Origin of the sequence: Paraburkholderia sp. J7 (genome assembly GCF_905220155.1) — a bacterium.
GTDB lineage: Bacteria > Pseudomonadota > Gammaproteobacteria > Burkholderiales > Burkholderiaceae > Paraburkholderia.
In genome coordinates, this window is record NZ_CAJMYZ010000008.1 from 34,217 (window position 1) to 57,266 (window position 23,050).

Annotated in this window: 18 protein-coding genes; 11 read left to right on the forward strand and 7 right to left on the reverse strand. The window is 65.7% G+C overall.

Annotation, left to right across the window (positions count from 1 at the left end):
* Window positions 1-16: 16 nt before the first annotated feature.
* The 4 genes from U5A58_RS14840 to U5A58_RS14855 all read right to left on the reverse strand — a co-directional run bounded on the left by U5A58_RS14840 (window position 17) and on the right by U5A58_RS14855 (window position 5,738).
* Complete coding sequence (locus U5A58_RS14840; RefSeq protein ID WP_321961968.1) at window positions 17-2,131, reverse strand: acetate--CoA ligase family protein; 2,115 nt, start codon at window positions 2,129-2,131, stop codon at window positions 17-19.
* A 35-nt stretch (window positions 2,132-2,166) separates the two neighbouring features.
* Window positions 2,167-3,504, reverse strand: coding sequence for an MFS transporter (locus tag U5A58_RS14845; protein WP_321961969.1), 1,338 nt, complete (start codon window positions 3,502-3,504; stop codon window positions 2,167-2,169).
* Window positions 3,505-3,640: 136 nt separating this feature from the next.
* A complete protein-coding gene (locus U5A58_RS14850; protein WP_321961970.1) occupies window positions 3,641-4,558 on the reverse strand; it encodes a LysR family transcriptional regulator in 918 nt (305 codons plus the stop codon).
* Window positions 4,559-4,790: 232 nt separating this feature from the next.
* On the reverse strand, window positions 4,791-5,738 hold the full coding sequence (locus tag U5A58_RS14855) for a ProQ/FINO family protein (protein WP_321961971.1): 948 nt from the start codon (window positions 5,736-5,738) through the stop codon (window positions 4,791-4,793).
* Window positions 5,739-5,949: 211 nt separating this feature from the next.
* Here U5A58_RS14855 and U5A58_RS14860 point away from each other — a divergent pair, with 211 nt between their 5' ends.
* Window positions 5,950-6,726 (forward strand): SDR family oxidoreductase, encoded by a 777-nt coding sequence (locus tag U5A58_RS14860; protein ID WP_321961972.1) that lies wholly within the window; start codon window positions 5,950-5,952, stop codon window positions 6,724-6,726.
* 70 nt (window positions 6,727-6,796) lie between these two features.
* On the opposite strand, the gene U5A58_RS14865 is transcribed toward U5A58_RS14860, so the two are convergent.
* Entirely contained in the window at window positions 6,797-7,885 is a 1,089-nt protein-coding gene (locus U5A58_RS14865; protein WP_321961973.1) for an OpgC domain-containing protein, read from the reverse strand.
* A gap of 538 nt (window positions 7,886-8,423) precedes the next feature.
* Between U5A58_RS14865 and U5A58_RS14870 the strand changes: the two genes are divergently transcribed.
* The 9 genes from U5A58_RS14870 (at window position 8,424) to U5A58_RS14910 (ending at window position 18,073) form a co-directional block, all read left to right on the forward strand.
* On the forward strand, window positions 8,424-10,784 hold the full coding sequence (locus tag U5A58_RS14870) for a bifunctional salicylyl-CoA 5-hydroxylase/oxidoreductase (RefSeq protein ID WP_321961974.1): 2,361 nt from the start codon (window positions 8,424-8,426) through the stop codon (window positions 10,782-10,784).
* Between the two features lie 2 nt (window positions 10,785-10,786).
* Window positions 10,787-11,566, forward strand: a complete 780-nt coding sequence (locus tag U5A58_RS14875; protein ID WP_321961975.1) for an SDR family NAD(P)-dependent oxidoreductase — start codon at window positions 10,787-10,789, stop codon at window positions 11,564-11,566.
* The gene (locus U5A58_RS14880; protein WP_321916394.1) at window positions 11,563-12,126 is read left to right on the forward strand and encodes a MarR family transcriptional regulator; all 564 of its coding nucleotides are present in this window, start codon (window positions 11,563-11,565) and stop codon (window positions 12,124-12,126) included. The genes U5A58_RS14875 and U5A58_RS14880 overlap by 4 nt, the downstream gene beginning before the upstream one ends.
* A 35-nt stretch (window positions 12,127-12,161) precedes the next feature.
* Complete coding sequence (locus tag U5A58_RS14885; RefSeq protein WP_321961976.1) at window positions 12,162-13,016, forward strand: enoyl-CoA hydratase family protein; 855 nt, start codon at window positions 12,162-12,164, stop codon at window positions 13,014-13,016.
* Between the two features lies 1 nt (window position 13,017).
* The gene (locus U5A58_RS14890; RefSeq protein WP_321916390.1) at window positions 13,018-14,205 is read left to right on the forward strand and encodes an acyl-CoA dehydrogenase family protein; all 1,188 of its coding nucleotides are present in this window, start codon (window positions 13,018-13,020) and stop codon (window positions 14,203-14,205) included.
* Between the two features lie 40 nt (window positions 14,206-14,245).
* A complete protein-coding gene (locus U5A58_RS14895) occupies window positions 14,246-14,662 on the forward strand; it encodes a RidA family protein (RefSeq protein WP_321916388.1) in 417 nt (138 codons plus the stop codon).
* A gap of 49 nt (window positions 14,663-14,711) precedes the next feature.
* Entirely contained in the window at window positions 14,712-16,349 is a 1,638-nt protein-coding gene (locus U5A58_RS14900) for an AMP-binding protein (protein ID WP_321961977.1), read from the forward strand.
* A 204-nt stretch (window positions 16,350-16,553) separates the two neighbouring features.
* Window positions 16,554-16,841 (forward strand): helix-turn-helix domain-containing protein, encoded by a 288-nt coding sequence (locus U5A58_RS14905; RefSeq protein ID WP_321933287.1) that lies wholly within the window; start codon window positions 16,554-16,556, stop codon window positions 16,839-16,841.
* Window positions 16,838-18,073: a type II toxin-antitoxin system HipA family toxin gene (locus U5A58_RS14910; protein ID WP_321961978.1), complete on the forward strand. Its 1,236-nt coding sequence runs from the start codon at window positions 16,838-16,840 to the stop codon at window positions 18,071-18,073. The genes U5A58_RS14905 and U5A58_RS14910 overlap by 4 nt, the downstream gene beginning before the upstream one ends.
* A gap of 38 nt (window positions 18,074-18,111) precedes the next feature.
* On the opposite strand, the gene U5A58_RS14915 is transcribed toward U5A58_RS14910, so the two are convergent.
* Both U5A58_RS14915 and ydiK read right to left on the reverse strand, forming a co-directional pair.
* Window positions 18,112-20,802 carry an ATP-dependent Clp protease ATP-binding subunit gene (locus U5A58_RS14915; protein ID WP_321961979.1) on the reverse strand — a complete coding sequence of 897 codons (2,691 nt, stop codon included), beginning with the start codon at window positions 20,800-20,802 and terminating at the stop codon, window positions 18,112-18,114.
* Window positions 20,803-21,000: 198 nt separating this feature from the next.
* Entirely contained in the window at window positions 21,001-22,083 is a 1,083-nt protein-coding gene (ydiK, locus tag U5A58_RS14920; RefSeq protein WP_321916458.1) for an AI-2E family transporter YdiK, read from the reverse strand.
* 174 nt (window positions 22,084-22,257) lie between these two features.
* Here ydiK and surE point away from each other — a divergent pair, with 174 nt between their 5' ends.
* Window positions 22,258-23,046, forward strand: a complete 789-nt coding sequence (gene surE / locus U5A58_RS14925; protein WP_321916381.1) for a 5'/3'-nucleotidase SurE — start codon at window positions 22,258-22,260, stop codon at window positions 23,044-23,046.
* Window positions 23,047-23,050: the final 4 nt, after the last annotated feature.

Consider the following 23,050-nt stretch of genomic DNA (forward strand, 5'->3'; position numbering starts at 1 on the left):
AATGGCTGCGATTTGTCTACACCGCGCGCGCTAATGTGATGACAGCATCGGCCGCAACGAGGCCCTGCGGCGTCACGATGAGCGGATTGATTTCGAGCGTTTCGAGCGCATCGCCAATTGCCGCGGCGAGGCGTGTGAGCGCGACCAGCGTGGCCGCGGCTGCGTCGAGCGGCAGAACAGGGTTGCCGCGATGGCCGCAAAAGAGCGCGGCCACACCGCTCGTTTCAAGCATCGCCAGTGCGCGCTCGCGTGTAAGCGGCGCAAGCCCGAAGGCCACCTTGCGGCACAATTCGACGCCGGTGCCGCCCAACCCCGCCATGGCAACGAGACCGAACACGGGGTCGCGCTTCACGCCGACGATGATCTCGCCCCATCCCTTCACCATGCGCGCGACCACCACGTCTTCGAAGCCGCCCGGCACATCCGCTTGCGCAGCGGCATGCGCAATGGCTTCGAATGCATGACGCACGGCCGCCGCGTCGCGCAGATCGAGCCGCACCCCGCCGATATCGCTCTTGTGCAGCACATGGCGCGAGCGCAGCTTTAGCGCGACGGGAAAACCCAAAGCCTGCGCCGCTTCGACGGCTTCGCTCGCCGTGCGTGCCACGCGATGCGGCGCGACCGCCACGCCGGCTTGACCGAGCAGCGCCATGGCTTCGGCTTCGTCCAGTGAGGCGGCGTTCGGCGGCACGCTCGCAGGGAGCGCGACTTGCGCCGGCTCGGCCTCGACATCGACGGATTCGTGTGCGGCGCCGTTCTGTTGTGCGCGCAACAATGTCGCGATGGCTTCCATGGCATGCGCAGGCTCGCGATAGACGAGCACGCCGCGCGCTTCGAGCCACTGCCGTTTGGCGTCGTCGACAAGGCCCGCGAGGACGAGCGGCGCGCTCGCGCTGCCTTCGGCTGCACGCTCGACCGCCCGTTCGATCGCGGCCCATGTCGCGGGCACGTTGCCAGCACCGGCGATGAACGCGGCCACGCTGCCGAATGCGCCGCAGGCGGCGGCATCGACGAGCGTGTCGGCAAGCACCTCGGGCTGGGCGACGATCTGGCCGGTCACGTCGATGGGATTAGTCGCGGAAGCGAACGCAATACGCTCGCGCAGCCGAGCGCCGTTCGCTTCGGGCAGCGGCGGCAGTTCGAGGCCGAGCGCTTCGGCGCGGTCGGCCATCATGATGCCAACGCCGCCCGAGACGGTGACAATGGCGCTGGCGGCCGACTGCGGCCGACGGCCTTTCGAGAGCGCGTAGCCGAGACGGAAGAAGGCCTCGAGCGTATCGGCACGAAACACGCCGTATTCGTCGAACACGGCTTGATAAACGGCGTCCTCGCCCGCGAGACTCGCGGTGTGCGACTGCGCGGCGCGCGCGCCCGTCGCCGTGGTGCCGACCTTGGCCACGACCACGGGCTTGCCCGCCGCGCGCGCGGCGGCGAAGGCGCGGCGCAGCTTCGCGCCGTCCGTGCAGCCTTCGAGGTAAGCGAGAATGACCTTCGTATCCGGATCGGCGGCGAGCCACGCAATGGCGTCAGCCACCTGCACACCGGCCTCGTTGCCAGTCGTGATCCAGTGGCTCAGGCCGAGCCCCGCCTCGCGGGCAAGCGCAAACGCGTAGGCGCCGAACGCCCCGCTCTGGCTCACGAGCGCGACGTCGCCTCTGGGCGGCGCGCCTGCGAGCGCCACGGGCGAAAACGTTGCGTAGACCCGCTCGCGCAGATTCATCAGACCGAGGCAATTGGGCCCGAGCAGCGTCACGCCGCCTTGGGCCGCCGTGTGGGCGAGGTCGCGCTGCGCCGCGCGTCCCGCCTCGCCCGTTTCGGCAAAGCCCGCCGTGAACAGGACGGCCGAGCGCGCGCGCCGCCGCACGAGCTGCGCCATCACTTCCGGTACCGCGTGCGCGGGCACCGCGACGATCGCGAGATCGACAGGCTCCGGCACGCTGTCGAGCGTGGCGTGGGTGGGTACGCCCTGCACGTGCACCGCCTTCGCGTTGATCGCGTAGATCCGGCCCGCATAGCCGTGCTCGCGCAGCAGCCGCAAAGGCATGCCGCCAACCTTGGCGGCATCGGCAGAGGCGCCGACGATGGCAATCGATGCAGGACGCATGAGCGGCGTGAAATCGGCGTTTTTCATTGACGTTAGCATTCCTTTATATTTCAGCAGGCTCATTACTCGCCCGAAGCGAGCGGCTGGGCAACGCAAGTGTCCTGGCTGGCGTGTGCGAGCGCCGCAAAGCGGCGGCGGTCGGAAGCCGGATCGATCAAGCAGGCCGCGATCACACCCGCCACGACCGAGAACACGCCGGCCAGCATCATGCCGGTGCGATAACCGTCAACCTGTGCGGCCGCATGGTCGATCACCTGCCCCATTACCGCCGGCGTGACGAGCCCGGCCAGCGTAGTGATACAGATGTTGATGCCGAGCACGCCGCCGCGCTGGGCGGGCGGCACGATCTCGCCGGCCAGCGTCACGCCGCTCACGAACGTGAACGAGGCGAGCGAGAATGCGATCGTCGCCGCAACGATGAGGAGCGGCCCCGCCGGCAGCAGCGGCATGACCGCGAGCGCCGCGCCGGATGCCACGACCGACGCCGCCCCAAGCGTGCCGCGTGCATGACGGCTCGACACGCCGCGCGCCATCAGCCGCTGCGACCACCAGCTGAAAAGCGGCGAAACCACCATCTGCCCAAACGCGGGCAGCACGACAATCCAGCCGACCTCCGTGAGCGAATAGCCCGCCACGCGCACGAGATAGCTCGGCAGCCAGATCGTCGACATCGTGAGGATCACGTAGGCCGCGAAGCCGCTGAGATCGCTCCCGACGCAGGTGCGCGAGAGCAGCAGTGCGCCGAGGGGAATCTTGTGCGGCAACGCGAGCGCAGATGGGTGAGCGCGCAACGAACCCGTATCGCCCACGGTGTGCGTACCAAGCGGCCCCTCCTTGCCGATCCGCAGCCAGATCACGCTCCAGATCATGCCGACCACGGCCAGCATGGCGAACGCCGCATGCCAGCCGAAATGCACGATCACGCCGGTAATGACCGGCGCGATCAGGCCGGCGCCGAACGATGCCCCAATAGTGAGCACGGCGGAAGGCACCGCGCGCTCGTGGTCGGGGAACCACTTGTAAAGCGCATGCACGGCCACGGGATACGCGGGCCCTTCGCTCGCACCAAGCAGCACGCGCGAGACGATCAGCGTAAGCGGCGTTGCAAATACGAGCAGCGGCACCTGCGAAACCGACCACGTGATCGCCATCGCCAGCAGCAGCCAGCGCGCCTTCACGCGGTTGGCGAGCAGGCCGACAAGCAGCGCGGAAATGGAAAAAAACGTGAAGAAGCTGGCCGCGATGCGCCCGAACTGGGTGTGCGTGAGCCCGAGCTCGCGCATGATCGGCTCGGCGGCAAGTCCGATGAGCGCCTTGTCGGCGAAATTGATGGCGAGAAAGAAAAACAGGCCGACGACGATTACCCATCGCTGGCGCTTGCTGCGTGTCTCTGGTGTCATTGTGTCTCCGTGCGCGGCTATACGTTGGGCGCCGCTACGTGCGGGGCGCCGAAAGCTGCCGCGTTCGGGACATTGAACGACGCGGAAATCAATAAGACAACTGCATAATTTGCATCGAATCGATGCAATCAGCACATCAATCGATTTGCGGCTGAATGGCTTCGGCCGCGTCTTGCACGGCGCGAATGGCTTGTTCCGCCGCCGGCGAAAGCGTGCGGCCCGCGAGATGGACGATGCAGAACTGCAGCCAGAGCGGTGAGTGCGCGGGTAGCGAAAGCGGCACGAGACCGGCCATGCGAGCCGGATTCCAGAACGCGTGGCTCGTGAGCAGCAGCAGCGCGTCGGTCTTGCGCGCGTACTCCTGCAGCACGTTCACGTCGTTGCAGACGAGATGAAACTCGAGTTCGTGGCCGGGCGCGTAGCGCAGCCATTTGCGCAGCGCGTTGCGCATGGTGTCGGGCAACGGCACGGCGATGATCGGAAACGCCTGCAACTGGCGCGCCTCCAGCGTTTCGAACTGCGCGAGCGGATGGCCTTCGCGCACATACCAGGCCACGCGATGCCTCGGCAGCGGGATCACGCTGATTTCACTCACGGGCGGCGCGCCACGAATATCGACGATCAAAAAATCGAGCGTCTCGCTGTACAGCGCGTCGAGCAAATTTTTCCAGTTGTCGATTCGGGCATCGATGCGCAACTGAGGATGGCGCTGCGCGAGCATATCGAGCACGGCCGGCAGCAGCATGGCCGCGGGATACGGCCCCGCCCCGAAACTCACCGAACCGATGCAGTGATTGCGCAGCAGGTCCACGTCGCGCACGAGGCAGCGGGCCTCGAACAACACCTTCTTCGCCCGGCGCACGACGGTCTCTCCCGCTGGCGTGATCTGCACTTCGCGGGTCGTGCGGTCGAAGAGCACCATGTCGAGCTTTTCCTCGATGGCCTGGATGCTTCGGCTCAGGGCAGGCTGGCTCAGGTGCACGCGCTGGGCCGCGCGGGCGAAACTACCCTCTTCCGCGAGGGCGACCACGTGTTCGAGTTGGCGTAGGTTCATAGCGGGCGCGCCTGGCGCGACAGGCGCAAAGTGTGCAGATTGCCTGGGGTTGGGCGCAGGAAGACGCTGCGCGGCAACACAGCATAGCCTGGCCCGACAGGCCGGCAGCGCGCGCAGTCATCGCCCGGCACTCACCAGACGGACGCCCTACGCAAGCCAGACGTGCAAAAACCCTCGCGCGGCGGCACCGCGAGAGGGTTGTTTCTGACCGGATCGCTCCGGCGCGCGGGCTTCAGGCGCCGGTTGCGGGCGTCTCGCCGCTTTCCGGTTGCTGTACCGCTGCTTCCGGCACGTTGGACGAGGCCTGCGTTTCTGCGCTCTGGGCTTCGGGCTGGGGCGCGGTTTCGGTCTTCGCCTCAGCCTTCACTTCGGGCTTGGCCTCCGGCTGCGCCTTGCCCTCTTCGCGCGCCTTGGTTTGCGCTTCGGCCTTGGCCTTTTGACGCGCAAGCGCCGCATTGGCGCGGCCGACGTGCGACGGATCGATGCCCGGGCCTTCCGAGGCCGTGCCGTCGAGTTCGTAGCGCGAGCCGCCCGCTGCCACACGCTCGTGATAGCGCGGATGGTTCACGTGGCGCTTGAGCACGGCGACGATCATCGTGCGTTCGTACTCGGGGTGACGCGCAACGAGATCCTCGGCCACGCCGATCTTGAGCGGCAAACGGTCGCGGAAAGCCGGATAGTGCTTCGCGAACACATTCCAGACCGTGTTCAGCTGGCGGTTGCGCTCGATGCGCGCCTTTTCGGCCTCGCTCAGATTCGCTGCCGGCGGCTGCTGGGGACGCGCCGGACGGCGCCGCTGCTGCCCCGAACGCTCGCCTGCCTCCGGACCGCGAGCCGGCTTCGGCTGTTGCGGCCGGCGCGGCTGCTGGGCGCGCTGCCCCGGCTCCCCCGGGTTCTGCTCCTGCGCTCTCGCGCCCTGAGGGCGGCCGTGGCGCGAGCGCGAGCGCTCGTCCTTGCCGCCGGCCGCGCCCGCAGCCGCCGAACCGTCTTTCGGCGCACGCGGGCCCTTCGGGGCATGCGAGCCACCATGGCCCTTCGCGCCCTTGTGAGCGGGCTTGCCTTGCGATTTTTGCGCCTGTTCTTCGGCGGGCTGGCCTGCCCCGCCCCCCATGGTCTTCTTGATCTCAAGAAGACCTTCCTTGAAGCTCAGGGTACGGCGTTGTTGCGATGCGGCTTTCACGTCCAGATCTCTTCCATATGGAACCGGACGCTATGATACCGAAAACGCGGCCGACCCAACCGGGCAATCAATTGCCGCGGCCGGTTTTGAGTCCAATTTCACACGCCGCGCCGCGCTGCAAATCCATGCGGCGTGCGGCAAAATCCCTCGAATTGCACGTATCAACCCCTTGCGTGCGCAAGGATCGCATCCTTTTTTTCATCACGACACCATGACGATTTCGACATCCGCCCCCCGTTCTGCCATTCGCGCCATCGTCACCGGCCATACGCGCGGATTGGGTGCGGCGCTCGCGCAATCGCTGCTGCAACGGAACATCGAGGTACTCGGCCTTGGCCGCGGCGCGCACGAGGAACTGGCCGGCCTCCATCCTGAGCGGTTCTCGCAAGCTGTCGTGGATCTCGCCGATCCCGCCGCGCTCGAGCGCTGGCTGGCCGGCGACACGCTGAATGCGTTTGCGCGCGGCGCGCAATGCGTGCTGCTCTTCAACAACGCGGGCACCGTAGAGCCCATCGCGCCGCTCGGCGAACAGGACGCGCTCGCCATTGCCCGAGCCGTCACGCTCAATGTCGCCGCACCGTTGATGCTTGCAAACGCGCTCGCCGCCACGCAAGCCCTGAGCGCGAATGCGTCGCGCCGCATCGTGCACATTTCGAGTGGCGCTGCGCGCAACGCGTATCCGGGCTGGAGTGTGTACTGCGCGACCAAGGCCGCGCTCGACCACCACGCGCGCGCCGTCGCACTCGATGCGCCAGCCGGCCTACGCATTTGCAGCGTCGCGCCGGGCGTGATCGACACCGGCATGCAGGAAACGATCCGCGCGACGCGCATCGACCAGTTCCCGATGCGCGAGCGCTTCGAACAACTCAAGCAGAACGGTCTGCTGTCCACGCCCGAAGCAGCGGCACAGCAATTGGTCGACTATGCGTTGAGCGATGCATTCGGATCGGTGCCTGCGACCGACGTGCGCGAACTCGTCAAGGCATGAGCGCATCGCGCAACGCATGCGTTCATAGGCCTCCCGCAAACCCTCACCTTTGAATGTACGCCGTCGCGCTTCACGTGAGCGCGACGCGCGGCCGTACCGCTTTCAGGCGCCGCACGCTACCCGCGAGCATGAGCAGCGCACCGACCGCAAGCACGTCGCCTGCAAGCCGTGCCGGCAGTGAATCCGTGACATGCGTGGCACGCAGCAGCGTGTCGATGACATTCGAAGCCACCGCGCCACCCACGAAACAAACGAGGCCCTGCTGCCCCACGGTGACGACGGCGGGAAGCCGCTGCGCGAGCCACGCTATCCAGCCTTTGCGCACCGCCTGCGCGGCGAGCCAGGCCACGGCAGCGAAATTCACGATGCGCACGCTCGCGAGGTTCTGCTTCATGTAGCCCGGCTGCGGGTCCAGATCGGCGAACAACTGGATGAACGCGAACGTGGCAACGAGCACCAGCGCGAACGCCGTCACGGTGCGGCCGGCAAACGAAACCTGAAACGCGCGCGACACGGGATAGAGGCGACACAGCAGGCCCAGCATGAACATGGCCTGCCAGGCAAACGGGTTGAAGGGCCATATGGCGCCTGGCGCGGCAGGCAGATACCCCACGAGCCAGCACCCGCCGAACCACAGCACGAAGCTACTCACGAGCACGAGATCGGGCGAGCGGCGCGCAAACGGCATCACAAACGGCAAGGCCATCACGAGCACGATGTACATGGGCAGCACGCCGGCCAGATAGGGCTGATCGCGAAACACGGCGATATTCGCAAGCATCGTGAACGGATGAGCGGCAAAGCGCAGATAGCCCGACTCGGCAACCAGTGGCGAATCCACACGCAGCATGACCGCTGCGGCGCCCGAAAGCAGCATGAGCGCTGCCGTGCATAGATAGGCGGCGTAGATCTCGCGCCCGCGACGCCAGAAGCGGTGGTTGGCCGCGCCCGCTCCGCTGCGCCCGGCGATGGCAAGCCAGCTCGCCGCGCACACATAGCCGCTCACGAACACGAACACTTCCGCTGAGTCACAGAACGCGAAGTTGTGCAGCATCGCATGCGAGAGCACGCTGGACGGAATGTGATCGAGCGCGATGGAAATCAATGCGAAACCCCTGAAAAAGTCGATTTCGATCGATCGCTTCGCTGTTTGATTCATTGGTGACGACTCCCGTTCGTGTCGAAGATTACGATTGAAGGGATACGCGACCTCGACTCGATGAAGCTGTCAGCTTTATCGATCTTTTTGTAAGGATAACTGATCGATTCGTGGCCACACGCGCTACACATGAAAGGGTTCCGTAAAAGGCTGCACCCGAGCGCCGCCTCCATAAGCGACTTTAATGCCAGTTCGATACGAAATGGGCCTGCGTAACCCATGGTAAGCATTTCGCGCGCTTGACGCCTTCACGCAGTCGCACGCGCACGCCCGGACGGTGCGCGCCATGCACATCTAGCCAGCGCTCGCCCTTTTCTGGTGCCACATCGCGGAAAGCCGCGCGAAAGCCTGCGTGGTCACTTTGCTTGCGTCATGGCCAGTTGACGCGTGGGGGCGCCAAGGGTTCCGGAAAAATTCAGATGTTTCGCGCTCGCGCGCTGGGGGATCCCGCTTCATCGGCAAAACACAGCGGCAAATTACTTGACACCTAAAGTAATTAGACCTACATTGCCCTTGCAGACCGAACGAAGGAGCGAGCATGCGCATTGTTTGCATTGGCGGCGGGCCGGCAGGCCTCTATTTCGCCCTCTTGATGAAGCGCCGTCACCCTGACTACGAAATCACCGTGATCGAACGCAACCGCCCGTACGACACGTTCGGCTGGGGCGTGGTGTTCTCGGACCAGACGCTCGGCAACCTGCGCGCGGCCGACCCCGAAAGCGCAGACGAAATTCTCGACGCCTTCAATCATTGGGACGACATCGAGATTCACTTCCGCGGCAGTGCGATCCGCTCGTCGGGCCATGGCTTCTGCGGCATTGGCCGCAAGCGTCTGCTCAACATCCTGCAGGCGCGCTGCGAAGCGCTCGGCGTAAAGCTCGTGTTCGAATCGCAGATCACCGACGACGACGTGACCCACGCCGACCTCATCATTGCGAGCGACGGCCTGAACAGCGCCACGCGCCAGAAGTACGCCGCTACCTATCAACCCGATATCGACTTGCGCAATTGCCGCTTCGTGTGGCTCGGCACGTCGAAACTCTTCGATGCCTTCACGTTCGCGTTCGAAGAAACCGAATGGGGCTGGTTCCAGGCGCACGCCTACCGCTTCGACGACAACACGTCGACGTTCATCGTCGAAACGCCCGATCACGTGTGGCGCGCGGCCGGCCTCGACACCATGAGCAAGGAAGACAGCATCGCGTTCTGCGAGAAGCTGTTTGCGCGCTATCTCGACGGCCACGCGCTGCGCTCGAATGCGTCGCATCTGCGCGGCTCGTCGCAATGGATCCGCTTTCCGCGCGTGGTCAATCGCGAATGGGTGCACTGGAAAACCGCGGCCGACGGCAAGGAAATTCCCGTCGTGCTAATGGGCGACGCGGCGCACACCGCGCACTTCTCGATCGGCTCGGGCACGAAACTCGCACTCGAAGACGCGATCGAACTCGCCAACAGCATGGAAGAACACCCCACCGATCTGCGCGCGGCGCTCACGCACTACACGAACGTGCGCAGCGTGGATGTCCTGCGCATTCAGAACGCCGCGCGCAATTCCACCGAATGGTTCGAGCACGTGGACCGTTACGCAAAGTTCGATCCGGAGCAGTTTGCTTATTCGCTGCTCACGCGCTCGCAGCGCATTTCGCATGAAAATCTGCGCGAGCGCGACGCGGGCTATCTGTCCGGTTTCGAAGCATGGCTTGCGCAGCGTGCGGGTGGCGAGGCACGTGCAGTGCCGCCCATGTTCACGCCTTATACGGTGCGCGGCGTGACGTTGAAGAATCGCGTGGTCGTCTCGCCGATGGCCCAGTACTCCGCGCATGACGGCGTAGCCGGAGACTATCACCTCATGCATCTCGGCGCGCGCGCAATGGGTGGCGCCGCGCTCGTCATGACCGAGATGACCTGCGTCTCTCCCGAGGCGCGCATTACGCCCGCCTGCCCCGGCATGTATGCGCCCGAACATTTGCACGCATGGAAGCGCATCGTCGATTTCGTGCATACGAACTCAGACGCGAAAATCGGCATGCAGCTCGGCCATTCCGGCGCCAAGGGCTCGACGCGCGTGGCATGGGAAGGCATCGACCAGCCGCTCGACGATGGCAACTGGCCGCTCGTCTCCGCTTCGCCGCAGCAATATCTGCGCGGCGTGAGCCAGTGGTCGCACGAAGCGAGCACGGAGGAACTGCGCGAGATCCAGGCGCAATTCGTGCACGCCACGCAAATGGCGAACGATGCGGGCTTCGACTGGCTCGAATTGCACTGCGCGCACGGCTATCTGCTTTCGAGCTTCCTCTCGCCGCTCACGAACCAGCGTACTGACGAATACGGCGGCTCGCTTGAAAAGCGTCTGCGTTATCCGCTCGAGGTTTTCAAGGCGATTCGCGAGGTGTGGCCCGAGGACAAGCCGATTTCGGTGCGCGTCTCGGCGCACGACTGGGTGGAAGGCGGCAACACGCCCGACGACGCCATCGAGATCGCGCGCGCCTTCAAGGCGGCCGGCGCGGACATGATCGACGTCTCGTCGGGTCAGGTCAGCAAGGAGGAAAGGCCCGTTTTCGGCCGCATGTTCCAGACGCCGTTTGCCGATCGCATCCGCAATGAAGCAGGCATCGCGACGATCGCCGTAGGCGCGATTTCCGAAGCGGATCACGTGAACGGCATCATCGCGGCCGGGCGTGCCGACCTGTGCGCCGTTGCGCGGCCGCATCTGGCCAATCCGTCGTGGACGCTCACCGAAGCCGCACGCATCGGCTACCTCGACATCAAGTGGCCAAATCAGTACACAGCGGCCAAAACGCAACTCGAACGCAATATCGAGCGCGAGCGCGCGGCCGCAGCAGCGGCGGCAGGTCTCTCGCCGCTGGAACGCGCGCAACGCTCCGAAGGAACCGTGTAAGCATGAACCAGGCAATCCTCAACGATCGTCACGCAGTCGTGACCGGCGGCGGCAGCGGCATTGGCGCGGCGACCGCCGCAGCGCTCCTGCAGGCCGGCGCACGTGTCACGCTGATGGGCCGCGACGCCGCGCGGCTCGAGGCGCAGCGCACCGCGCTCGGCGGCGGCGAAAACGTGGCCTGCGTGAGCGTGGACATCACCGACGAAGACGCCGTGAATGCCGCGTTCGCACGCGCAGCCGAAACGCTCGGCGCCATCGATATCCTCGTGAACAATGCAGGCCAGGCCCAGGCCGCACCATTCGCGCAAACCGACCTCGCGCTCTGGAAACGCATGCTCGACGTGAATCTCACGGGCGCCTTCCTCTGCACGCGCGCAGTACTGCCCGCCATGCTCGCACGCAAGACCGGGCGCATCGTAAACGTCGCGAGCACGGCAGGCCAGGTGGGCTACCCGTACGTCGCCGCCTATTGCGCCTCGAAGCACGGCGTGATCGGCATGACGCGCGCGCTCGCGCTCGAAGTCGCCACGCAAGGCGTGACCGTGAACGCCGTGTGCCCCGGCTACACGGAAACGGAGCTGCTGCAGGCGTCGCTCGAGCAGATTACGCGCAAGACCTCGCGCAGCGAAGCCGAGGCACGCAGCATCCTCGTGCGCCACAACCCGCAGCAGCGCTTCGTCACGCCGGATGAAGTCGCGAACGCGGTGCTGTGGCTCTGTGCGCCCGGATCGTCTGCGATCACGGGCCAGTCGATCTCCGTTTCCGGTGGAGAAATCACATGACATCGCCAGCATCCACGCGCAAGAGCGCCACCACGAAAGCAGCAACGAAAGCGCCGCGCAAGGGCGTTGAAAAGCCAGCCGAGAATGTCGTCGACATGGAAATGAGCACAGGCGCCGACAGCCACATGGGCCTGCGCCTGTGGCTGCGCCTGCTCACCACGACGAACCTCGTGCAAGCCGAGCTGCGCCGCCGCCTGCGCGTCGAGTTCGATACGACGCTGCCGCGCTTCGACCTGATGGCGCAGCTCGAGCGCCACCCTGAAGGCCTGCGCATGACGGAGCTCTCGCGACGCCTCATGGTGACGGGCGGCAACGTCACGGGCATTACCGATCAGCTCGAAAAGGAAGGCCTCGTCGTGCGCGACGTCGCCCCCGACGACCGGCGCGCCTTTGTGGTCCGCCTCACGGCCGAGGGCCGCGCCCTCTTCGACCGCATGGCGGCCGCTCACGAGCAATGGGTAGTCGAATTGTTCGGCGGCCTCTCGCTCGACGAGAAGTCGAAGATGCACGAGCGGCTCGGCAAGCTAAAACAACATCTGCGCAACGGCCTGGAAGGCTGAAACCACTGAAATTGCAGAGATCCGGGAGACATATCTTGACGACACGTTCCAGCGCCGAAGCGCTCTTCGCGGGCAACCGCGTGACGCTCGCCGGTTATGAGGCGCAACATTTCGGCTGGTCGGTACAAGGCCGCGTGGCGACCATCACGCTCAACCGCCCCGAGCGCAAGAATCCGCTCACGTTCGAATCGTATGCAGAACTACGCGATCTGTTTCGCCAGCTTGCCTACGCGACCGATGTGAAGGCCATCGTGCTGCATGGCGCGGGCGAGAACTTCTGCTCGGGCGGAGACGTGCACGACATCATCGCGCCGCTCATCGATCTGCCGATGCCCGAACTGCTGATGTTCACGCGCATGACCGGCGACCTCGTGAAAGCCATGCGGCACTGCCCGCAGCCGATCATCGCCGCCGTGGATGGCGTATGCGCCGGCGCGGGTGCCATTCTCGCCATGGCCTCCGACATGCGCTACGCCACGGCACGTAGCAAGCTCGCATTTCTGTTCACACGCGTGGGGCTCGCGGGCTGCGACATGGGCGCGTGCGCGATCCTGCCGCGCATCATCGGTCAGGGCCGCGCGGCCGAGCTGCTCTATACGGGGCGCTCCGCGAGCGGAGAAGAAGGCCACGCGTGGGGCTTCTACAACCGTATTTGCGAGCCCGAAGCGCTGCTCGCCGAAGCGCAGAAGCTCGCCGCCGATCTCGCTTCCGGGCCGACCTTTGCGCACGGCATCACCAAGACGATGCTGCATCAGGAATGGACCATGAGCATCGACGAGGCCATCGAGTCTGAAGCGCAGGCGCAGGCGATCTGCATGGCCACGCGCGACTTTGGCCGTGCCTATGAAGCGTTCGCGGGCAAGACGCGTCCGGTTTTCGAAGGGGACTGAATTGAACGCTGCCGTTGAAACCCATCTCCACGACGCGCTTGCGTGGCCGTTCTTCGAAGATCGCCATCGTGCGCTTGCCGCGGGAATCGAAGCGTGGTCGCGCGAGCATCTCGCGCACGTGCCGCACGATGATGTCGATGCAACCTGCCGCGCGCTCGTGCGCCAACTGGGCGAAGCCGGCTGGCTGCGCTACGGCGTGGGCGGCACCGCTTACGGCGGCCACGGCGACACCATCGATACGCGCGCCGTCTGCCTGCTGCGGGAAACGCTTGCCAAGCACTCCGGCCTCGCCGACTTCGCGCTCGCCATGCAGGGCCTGGGCTCCGGCGCCATCTCGCTGGCCGGCAACGACGCGCAAAAGTCGCGCTATCTGCCGCGCGTGGCGCGCGGCGAAGCGATCGCCGCGTTTGCGCTCTCCGAACCGGAAGCGGGCTCCGACGTCGCCGCGATGGCGCTCGCCGCTCGCGCCGAGGGCGACGACTACGTGCTCGACGGCGAAAAAACCTGGATCTCGAACGGCGGCATCGCCGACTTCTACGTGGTGTTCGCCCGCACCGGCGAAGCGCCGGGCGCACGCGGCATCAGCGCGTTCGTGGTCGATGCCGGCACGCCCGGGCTCGAAATCGCCGAACGCATCGACGTGATCGCGCCGCACCCGCTCGCGCGCCTGCGCTTCACCGGCGCGCGCGTGAAGCGCAGCCAGATGCTCGGCGCCCCCGGCGAGGGCTTCAAGATCGCCATGCGCACGCTCGATATTTTCCGCACGTCGGTCGCGGCAGCTTCGCTGGGCTTCGCGCGCCGCGCGATGGCCGAAGGGCTCGCACGCGCCGCTTCGCGCAAGATGTTCGGCCAGACGCTAGGCGATTTTCAGTTGACCCAGGCAAAGCTCGCGCAAATGGCGCTCACCATCGACAGCAGCGCCCTGCTCGTCTATCGCGCCGCGTGGCTGCGCGACCAGGGCGAAAGCGTGACGCGCGAAGCCGCCATGGCGAAGTGGCACGCAAGCGAAGGCGCGCAACAGGTGATCGATGCGGCCGTGCAGCTTTGGGGCGGCATGGGCGTGCAAAGCGGCAATATCGTCGAATCGCTCTACCGGGAGATTCGCTCGCTGCGCATTTACGAAGGTGCGACGGAAGTGCAACAGCTGATCGTCGGGCGCGACTTGCTCAAGGCATACCACGCCGCGTAAGCGACTGCTGCGCGACGCTCTCTACGGAACCGGACGAAAGATGAAACAAGCCCTTCTTCCCGCAGGCTGGGTCAAGCCGCGCGGTTATGCCAACGGCGTCGCCGCTTCCGGCACACAGGTCTATATCGCCGGGCAGATCGGCTGGGACGAGAACGCGCGTTTCACGAGCCGCGAATTCGGCGCGCAGGCCGTGCAGGCGCTGCGCAATATCGTCGCCGTGCTCGAAACGGCGGGCGGCAAGCCCGAGCACCTCGTGCGCATGACCTGGTACGTGACCGACAAAAAGGAGTACCTGGCATCGCTGAAGGAAATCGGCGCGGCGTTTCGCGAGCTGATCGGCGACTACGACATCGCGATGAGCGCGGTTCAGGTGGTGGCGCTCATGGAAGACGACGCAAAAGTGGAAATCGAAGCGACGGCCGTGATTCCCGACGGCGCACGCCTCACGCGCCAATAGACCGCCCACGCAACGGAACGATCAGCTCATATAGCCAGCCGGAGACGCCATGCAACCCACCGCCCATGTCGATACGTTCGCACGCGATCATCTGCCGCCCGAGTCGCAGTGGCCCGACATGCTGCTCGACAATCCCGACGTCGCCTACCCCGCGCGCATGAATTGCGCCGTCGAGTTGCTCGACCGCGCGATCGAGGCCGGTCACGGCGAGCGCCCGGCCATCTGGTCGGATGTCGACGGCAAGCCGCAAGCGACCACGTATGCCGAGTTGCTCGCGCTCGTCAATCGCAGCGCGCGCGTGCTGGTGGAAGACATGAGGCTGCAGCCGGGAAATCGTGTGCTGTTGCGCGGACCGAACACGCTGCAGATGGCGGTGGCGTTTCTCGCGTCGCTCAAGGCAGGCCTCGTGGTGATTCCCACCATGCCACTGCTGCGCGCGAAGGAGCTCAAGCAGATTGCAGACAAGGCGCAGGTTTGCGCGGCTTTGTGCGACGTGCGGCTCACCGAAGAACTCGCGCGCTGCATGGACCCCGCCGACGAATTCTTTTACCAAGGCATCAAACAGGTCTGCTATTTCCACGACGACTCGCCTGGCACCCTGGAGGCGCTTGCTGCAGGCAAGCCGGCGGACTTCACGGCCTGCGACACGGCCAGCGACGACGTCTGCCTGATCGCCTTCACGAGCGGCACAACGGGCATGCCCAAGGGCTGCATGCACTTTCACCGCGACGTGATCGCAATGTGCGACCTGTTCCCGCGTTATGTGCTGAAGCCCACGGCCGAGGACGTGTTCTGTGGCACGCCGCCGCTCGCGTTCACGTTCGGGCTGGGCGGCCTGCTGTGTTTTCCGCTGCGCGCCGGCGCGTCGACCGTGCTGATCGAAAAGCTCACGCCGGCGCTGCTGCTCGACACGATCCAGCGCTTTCACGCGACGATCGCCTTCACCGCGCCCACGTTCTACCGGCAGATGGCGCCGCTCGTCACGCAGTATGACCTTGCCAGCCTGCGCAAGACGGTATCCGCCGGCGAGGCGCTGCCGCAGGCCACGCGCAACCTGTGGCGCGACGCGACGGGTATCGAGATGATCGACGGCATTGGCGGCACCGAACTGATCCACATCTTCGTCTCGTCCGCGGGGGCCGATGTGCGTCCCGGCTCGATCGGCCGCGCGGTGCCCGGCTACGTCGTGCAGGCGCTGGACAACGACCTGCAGCCGGTGCCGCCCGGCGTGACGGGCAATCTCGCCGTGCGTGGCCCGACCGGCTGCCGCTACCTCGCCGACGAACGCCAGACGGTGTTCGTGCGCGGCGGCTGGAACCTGCCCGGCGACGCGGTTTCCATCGACGCCGACGGCTATGTGTTCTATCAGGCCCGCTCCGACGACATGATCGTTTCGTCGGGCTACAACATCGCGGGGCCCGAAATCGAGACGGTACTCATGCAGCACCCTGCCGTGGCCGAGTGCGGCGTAACGGGCGTGCCCGACGAAGTGCGTGGGCAGGTGGTAAAGGCGTTCGTCGTCTTGCGCCCCGGCTTCAGCGCTGGCGACGCGCTGGTTGCCGAATTGCAGGAGTTCGTGAAGAACGCCGTGGCGGCGTACAAGTACCCGCGCCTGATCGCGTTTATCGACGCGCTGCCGCGCACCGAGACCGGCAAGCTCAAGCGCTCGGCGTTGCGGTCGATGTGAGGCGGCATCGGACCAAAGAAATACTACGTAAACCGTCAATTTTTTAACACCGTTGATCTGTCGCTCGGTCACGATATGTGCGTTATTTTGCTCATATTGAGAGACGATTGCAGTTTTGCGCAAAATTGCGCGCATTCTTCGCTGGTGGACGGCTGCCGTTTCGATGCGCAAAATTATGCGCAAAGAGTCCAATCCCAACCTATAATGCGCACCATGATGCGCAAAAAAACCGCAAATCTCTCGATTTCCAACGTCGAGCGCTTGTCAGAAGGCCTGCGCGCGACGCGCCGCGAGCGCAAGCTGACCCAGCAGGCCTTGGCGGAGCAGGCGGGCGTTGCCCGCCGTACCGTCACGAACGCTGAGCACGCAGGCAACGTCGGCATACGTGAACTCTGCCGCCTCGTCAACGCGCTCGGCTATGAAGTCGTGCTCCGCCCCATGGACACCGTGATCCTCGAGGACCTGAACGACATCTTCAAGGACGACGAATGACCGCCGACGCATCATTCGACCTCGAGCGGCTCCTGCGCGAAATCCGCAGTCTGGAAGTCCATACGCCGCAGGGCCCGAGCGGTCTGCTCGCGCGCGAAAGCCGCTTCGTCTTCAATTACGGCGACGTCGCGGACGTGGCCGCGGTGTCGCTCACCATGCCGGTGCGGCGCCAGAGCTATGCGAGCGGCGACCTCATGGGCGTCTTCGCGATGAACCGGCCAGAGGGCTACCTGCGCTTCGTCATCGAGGAGCGGCTCGCGCGCTACGGCGCGCCGGGCGACATGTTTCTGCTCTTTCTCGCTGGCACCAACCAGATAGGCCGGCTCACCTATTCCGTGCCGGGCGAGCGTGTGCCGCACAGCGATGGGGAGCGTCTGGACGAATTGCTGTCGTCGCCCTCGGGCCGGCTGTTCGAGCGCCTGATCGACCGCTATGCGCTCGGCTCGGGCATCTCCGGCGTGCAGCCAAAGGCCGTTGTGCCGCTCGCCGCCGAGGCCGCCTCGCGCCCCGCGGAACACACGGCACTGCCCCTGCGCACAGTGATCGTGAAGGCCGAAGGCGACGACTTTCCCGGGCTCGCGCGCAACGAATACTTCTGCATGTCGGTGGCGAAGGAGGCGGCGCTGGAAGTCCCCGACTTCTGGCTTTCCGACGACGGCAAGCTCTTCGTGATGTCACGCTTCGACCGCACGGCGAACGGCACGCCCCTCGGATTCGAGGACATGAGCGTGCTCACCGGCAAGGCGAAGTACGAGGGCAGCTACGAGATGATCGCGAAGGCCGTGGACATCTATACGCGTTCGGACCCGGCGCAAAAGCGGCGCCTGTTCGAGCGCATCGCTCTCTCGTGCCTGTTGCGCGACGGCGATGCTCATATGAAGAACCTGGGAATCCTCTATATTGATCCGACCGGGCCGCGCCGTCTTGCTCCGGTGTTCGACGTGGTCTGCACGGACATCTATCCGGATCTCGACGGGCGCATGGCGCTGAGCCTGAACCGGAGCAAGACTTTTCCGCTGCCGGCGGAACTCCATGCCTTCGCCCGGCGCCTCGATCTGCGGCAGACCGAAAGCGAGGAGATCATGGAGCGCCTGCACGACGCCTATCGCACAGTCGCCGAGCGCCTCTCAGACGACCCGCGATTCCACGAGGGCGATCTGCTCGCGAGGATCCGGCGAGCCGTCGAGCGGCCGGGCGTGAAACCCATCTCACGCCCGAAGCTCGTGCGTTAGGCGCGCGAGCACGGACATCGACGCGCCGGCCGCCCGCATCAGCTCTTGCCCGCCTCCTGCACCGCGAACGCCATGCGTTTGTCCACGGCGTCGTAGCGGCACACGACTTTGGCGCCCTCCTTCACGCCGCCCTTGAGCATTTCCTTCGCCAGCTCGTTCTCCACCGCCTGCTGCATCTTGCGCTTCAACTCGCGTGCACCGAATTCCGGCCGATATCCCTCCGATGCAAGGTGATCGATCACGCTGTCGTCGAACGTCAGGTCGATATCCTGGCTACGCGCCATGCGCCGGACCTGCTCGAGCTGCAGCCGCACGATCGAGCGCAGCTCGTCGCTGTTGAGCGGTTGGAACACGATGATTTCGTCGATGCGATTCAGGAACTCGGGCCGGAAGTGCTGGCGCAGCTCGCCCATCACGGCACTCTGCATCGACCCTTCGGCGCTGGAGAGGAAACCGGGCCCCGAGCGCTTTTGCCCCGAGACCACGTCGGAGCCAAGATTGCTCGTCGCGATCACGACCGTATTGCTGAAGTCGACCACGCGTCCCTTGCCGTCGGTGAGCCGCCCGTCGTCGAACACCTGCAGCAGCACGTTGTAGACGTCGGAGTGGGCCTTTTCGATCTCGTCGAGCAGGATCACGCAATAGGGACGGCGGCGCACCTTCTCGGTCAACTGCCCGCCTTCGTCATAGCCGACATAACCCGGCGGCGAGCCGATCAGCCGCGACACCGCATGGCGCTCCATGTACTCGCTCATGTCGATGCGCACGATGGCGTCCTCGTCGCCGAACACCACTTCGGCCAACGCCTTCGCAAGCTCGGTCTTGCCGACGCCCGTCGGCCCGAGGAACAGGAACACCGCCGTGGGCCGCCGCCCGCGCCGCAGCCCGGCGCGCGAGCGGCGCACCGCGTCGCTTACCGCGACGATGGCCTGCTCCTGGCCGATCACGCGCTCATGCAGCCGCTGTTCCATTTCGAGCAGTCGCGTGCGCTCCTCGGCGGTCAGCTGCGTGACCGGCACGCCCGTGAGCTTCGAGACGATCTCCGCGACATCTTCGCTCGTCACGTCGGAGGTCACCGTGCCGAGCTGACCTTTCCAGTCATTGGTGGCCTGCGCAAGCGCCTTTTCCTTGTCGGCGATCGGCTCGTCGAGCGTGTGCGCCCGCTCGAAATTCTTGCGCGTCGCCGCGTAGTCCTGCTCGCGCCGCAACTGCGCCAGTTCGGCTTCGAGCTCGAGAATCGCCGCGGGCCGCGAGGTGGCCGAAAGATGCACGCGCGCCGCCGCCTGGTCGACCAGGTCGATCGCCTTGTCGGGCAGGAAGCGCCCCATCACGTAGCGGTCCGACAGCTCGGCCGCCGACACGAGCGCGTCGTCGCGAATGGTGACGTGATGATGCACCTCGAGCTTGTCGCGCAAACCGCGCAGGATGTTGATCGTCTGATCGACGCTCGGCTCGGAGACGAACACCGGCTGAAAGCGCCGCTCGAGCGCCGCGTCTTTCTCGATGTACTTCTGGTACTCCGAGAGCGTCGTCGCGCCGATCAGGTTCAGTTCGCCGCGCGCCATGGCCGGCTTGAAGACGTTGGCGATGTCGAGGCCGCCTTCGCCGCCGCCCTGGCCCGCACCGACGATCATGTGCACTTCGTCGATGAAGAGCACGAGGGTCTCTCGCTGCGCCGCGATTTCCTCCATCACGCCCTTCACGCGCTCTTCGAATTCGCCGCGGTACTTCGCGCCCGCGATCAAACCGTTGACGTTCAGCTCGACGAGCCGCCGCCCGCGCAGCGATTCGGGCACGTCGCCGTTGAGCATGCGTTGAGCGAGGCCTTCGGCGATCGCCGTCTTGCCCACGCCCGGTTCACCGATCAGCACCGGGTTGTTCTTGCGCCGTCTCGCGAGCACTTCCACCACAGTCTCGATCTCGCTCGAGCGGCCGATCACCGGGTCGAGCTTGCCCTCGCTCGCGAGCGCCGTGAGGTCGCGGCTGTATTGATCGAGCTGCGGCGTCGCGCTCGGGCCTTTCGCGGCGGGCCGCTCGCGCTTGTCGCCTTGCGCCTCCACGAGCCGCTGCAACACCTTTTGAGGCGTGACGCCATAGCGGCCCAGCAGATGGCCCGCAAAGCTCTCCGGCACCTGCGTAAGGCCGAAAAGCAAATGCTCGGGGGCCACGTAGCTGTGACCCAGTTCGCGCGAAACAAGAAATGCGCGGTCGAGCGCGCCCTTCAGGCGTGGCGAGACGCCGATGCGGCCGTCTTCGGGAACGCCCGCGCCTTCGCGCTTTTGCGCATTGGCGTCGATGAACGCGCGCACGTCGTCGGGCTGAATGCCCAGACGCTTGAGGATCGCCGCGCCGGCGTCGTTGCCCGCGAGTTCGTAAAGCAGATGCTCCGTGTCGACCTCGCGCCGCCCGAACTGCACCGCCCGCTCCGCCGCGCGCTGCAGCAATTCGCGCGCCACGTCACTGAAATAGCGCTCGACGATGGCGCCGTCGCCGGCTTCCATCGCCTGCGGCGCGGGTTCGCCCGCCGCCTCACCGGCGTCGCCTGTGCCGTCGGCCTGCTGCGAGGCGCGAAACAGCGCCTCCAGCGGGCTCAAGGTGCGTTGATGCCGTGTCAGTTGCGCGTAGTGATAGTCGCAGACATCGAGAAAACGCCGCCTGCCGTCCTGCAATACGGCGACCCGCACCGTCGCGGGGCGCACGCCGCAGATATCGCAGTTGAACTGAGCCATTTCGTCTCCTTGGAAGCCGTGCGCAGCGCGCGCGGATGCGCCGCCCGCGACCAGGAATGGCACGAGGCATGCCCACGCGAGCGCCGCATGATTGCTCTAACGAATGCCGAAGCGAAGTTCAGACGTCATCGTAGCGTCGAATCGAACTGCGCGTCGTCAAGGAGACGTTTGCGAATCGATGAAAGGACTTGCGCCGCCTCAACCGTCCTGGCGGGCTGAGGAGTTGGCCGCATCGCGGGCTTGCGCCGCCGGGTCGCGTATCCATGCGCTCAGCAGGGTGGACGAAACGGCGAGGATCACCGGCCCGATGAAGAGCCCGACGATCCCGAAGGCGAACAAGCCGCCGAGCACGCCGGAGAGAATCAGCAGCATCGACAGATTGACGCCGCGCCGGATCAGCACCGGACGCACGAGGTTGTCGAGCATGGCGACCATCACGGACCACACCGCGAGCAGGATGGCCGCAACATGCGCGTCATGCACGAACAGCCAGATCACGCCGCCGAGCAGCGGCAGCGTCGGGCCGATCTGCGCGAGGCAAAACATGAGCATCACGGCGGTGAGCACGCCCGCTCCCGGCACCCCGGCCACCCACAGGCCAATGCCGCCGAGCGCCGACTGCAGGATCGCCGTCACGACGATGCCCAGCGCCACCGCGCGAACCGAAGCGCCCGCGAGCTTGACGGCCTGCTCGCCATAAGCGGGCGCCACGCGAATGGCGAAGCGCGTGACATAGTCGGCGGCCTGCTCGCCGCTGCTGTACAGAATGCCCGTGATGATGATCGTGATGAACATGTGCATGACGAACACGCCCACCGATGCGGCATGCCCGATCAACCAGTGCGCGGCGATCGAAACGTACGGTTCGAGCTGCGCGAGCAGGCCGCCAGGACCGGCGTCCGAAAACTCCTGCCACTTGCTGGCAATGCGGCCGCCCACCACGGGAATGTCGCTGACCCACTGCGGCGGCGCCGTCAACGCGTAGTCGGGCAGCTTGCGGATCAGCTCCATGATCTCGCCGCCGTGCAATGCGAGCGTCGAGATGGCTTCATAGAGTGGCAGCACGATCACGACCAGCAGAATGAGCAGCATCACGAGGGTGGCGAGCCAGCGGCGGTTGCCGCAGCGCCGCTCGATCGCTCTCATGGCGGGCCAGGTCGCGACGACGATCGTCGTCGCCCAGATCAGGCCCGGAAGGAACGGGCGCATGACGTAGAGGCTGCCGGTCGTCAGCGCGCAGAGTATGGCAACAACGAACAGGATGCGTGCCAGGTCAGGCATGGCTTGCGGCTTCACGTACTTCTCCTCACAGCAGGGCGCGCCTCATGGCGCCGACGCGCTAGTCTATATCGGATACGCTACGAATCCCTTTTAAAAGTGCCGCAGCGCTGCCGCCCGGAATGCACTCTGGAATAATGGCCCTTTCCCCGACCTTGCAACGAAGAAGAGCCAGCCATGACCGCAACCGATAGCAAACTGCCCTGCGTGCTCCTGACCAACGACGACGGCATCGACGCGCCCGGCCTCGCCGTGCTCGAAGCCGTGGCCGCCGAACTCGCGCACGAAGTCTGGGTCGTCGCGCCCGAACACGATCAGAGCGGCACCTCGCACTCGATCAGCCTGCATACGCCGCTGCGCGTCTCCCGGCACGGCGAACGGCGCTTCGGCGTGCTCGGCACGCCGGGCGACTGCGTGGTAATGGCCGTGCGCCAGCTCATGGGCGACGTGCGCCCTTCGCTCGTGCTCTCGGGCATCAACCGCGGCGGCAACCTCGGCGTGGAGACAATGTTCTCCGGCACGGTAGGCGCAGCCATGACGGGCCTGCTGCTCGGCCTGCCGTCCATCGCGTTGAGCCAGACCTTCCGCGACCGCGAGCGGGTGCGCTGGGACACCGCCCGCGCGCTCGCACCGGACGTGATTCGCCGCCTCGCCGCCGTGGCGCACGACGCGCCGGTCTGCCTGAACGTGAATTTTCCCGATATCGACGCGAGTGCGGCGGGACCGCTCACGGTCACGCGCCAGGGCGTGGGGCTCGTGCAAGGCATCGACGTCGTACCGCAGATCGACCCGCGCGGCATGGATTACCACTGGCTGCGCTTCAATCGCGGCCCGCGCGAAAACGGGCCGGACAGCGAAACGGCCGTGGTGAACTCAGGCCGCGTTTCGGTCACGCCGCTGCATTTCGAGCGCACCGACGAAAAAACCTTTGTCACGTTGCAGGCGGCGCTCGGCGCTGCCGCCTGAACAT

Bases quoted from the DNA above. Each gene is read 5' to 3' on its own strand.
- U5A58_RS14840 (WP_321961968.1), bottom strand. From the start codon at position 2,131: ATGAAAAACGCCGATTTCACGCCGCTCATGCGTCCTGCATCGATTGCC.
- U5A58_RS14845 (WP_321961969.1), bottom strand. From the start codon at position 3,504: ATGACACCAGAGACACGCAGCAAGCGCCAGCGATGGGTAATCGTCGTC.
- U5A58_RS14850 (WP_321961970.1), bottom strand. From the start codon at position 4,558: ATGAACCTACGCCAACTCGAACACGTGGTCGCCCTCGCGGAAGAGGGT.
- U5A58_RS14860 (WP_321961972.1), top strand. From the start codon at position 5,950: ATGACGATTTCGACATCCGCCCCCCGTTCTGCCATTCGCGCCATCGTC.
- U5A58_RS14865 (WP_321961973.1), bottom strand. From the start codon at position 7,885: ATGAATCAAACAGCGAAGCGATCGATCGAAATCGACTTTTTCAGGGGT.
- U5A58_RS14870 (WP_321961974.1), top strand. From the start codon at position 8,424: ATGCGCATTGTTTGCATTGGCGGCGGGCCGGCAGGCCTCTATTTCGCC.
- U5A58_RS14875 (WP_321961975.1), top strand. From the start codon at position 10,787: ATGAACCAGGCAATCCTCAACGATCGTCACGCAGTCGTGACCGGCGGC.
- U5A58_RS14880 (WP_321916394.1), top strand. From the start codon at position 11,563: ATGACATCGCCAGCATCCACGCGCAAGAGCGCCACCACGAAAGCAGCA.
- U5A58_RS14895 (WP_321916388.1), top strand. From the start codon at position 14,246: ATGAAACAAGCCCTTCTTCCCGCAGGCTGGGTCAAGCCGCGCGGTTAT.
- U5A58_RS14900 (WP_321961977.1), top strand. From the start codon at position 14,712: ATGCAACCCACCGCCCATGTCGATACGTTCGCACGCGATCATCTGCCG.
- U5A58_RS14905 (WP_321933287.1), top strand. From the start codon at position 16,554: ATGCGCACCATGATGCGCAAAAAAACCGCAAATCTCTCGATTTCCAAC.
- U5A58_RS14910 (WP_321961978.1), top strand. From the start codon at position 16,838: ATGACCGCCGACGCATCATTCGACCTCGAGCGGCTCCTGCGCGAAATC.
- U5A58_RS14915 (WP_321961979.1), bottom strand. From the start codon at position 20,802: ATGGCTCAGTTCAACTGCGATATCTGCGGCGTGCGCCCCGCGACGGTG.
- ydiK (WP_321916458.1), bottom strand. From the start codon at position 22,083: ATGCCTGACCTGGCACGCATCCTGTTCGTTGTTGCCATACTCTGCGCG.
- surE (WP_321916381.1), top strand. From the start codon at position 22,258: ATGACCGCAACCGATAGCAAACTGCCCTGCGTGCTCCTGACCAACGAC.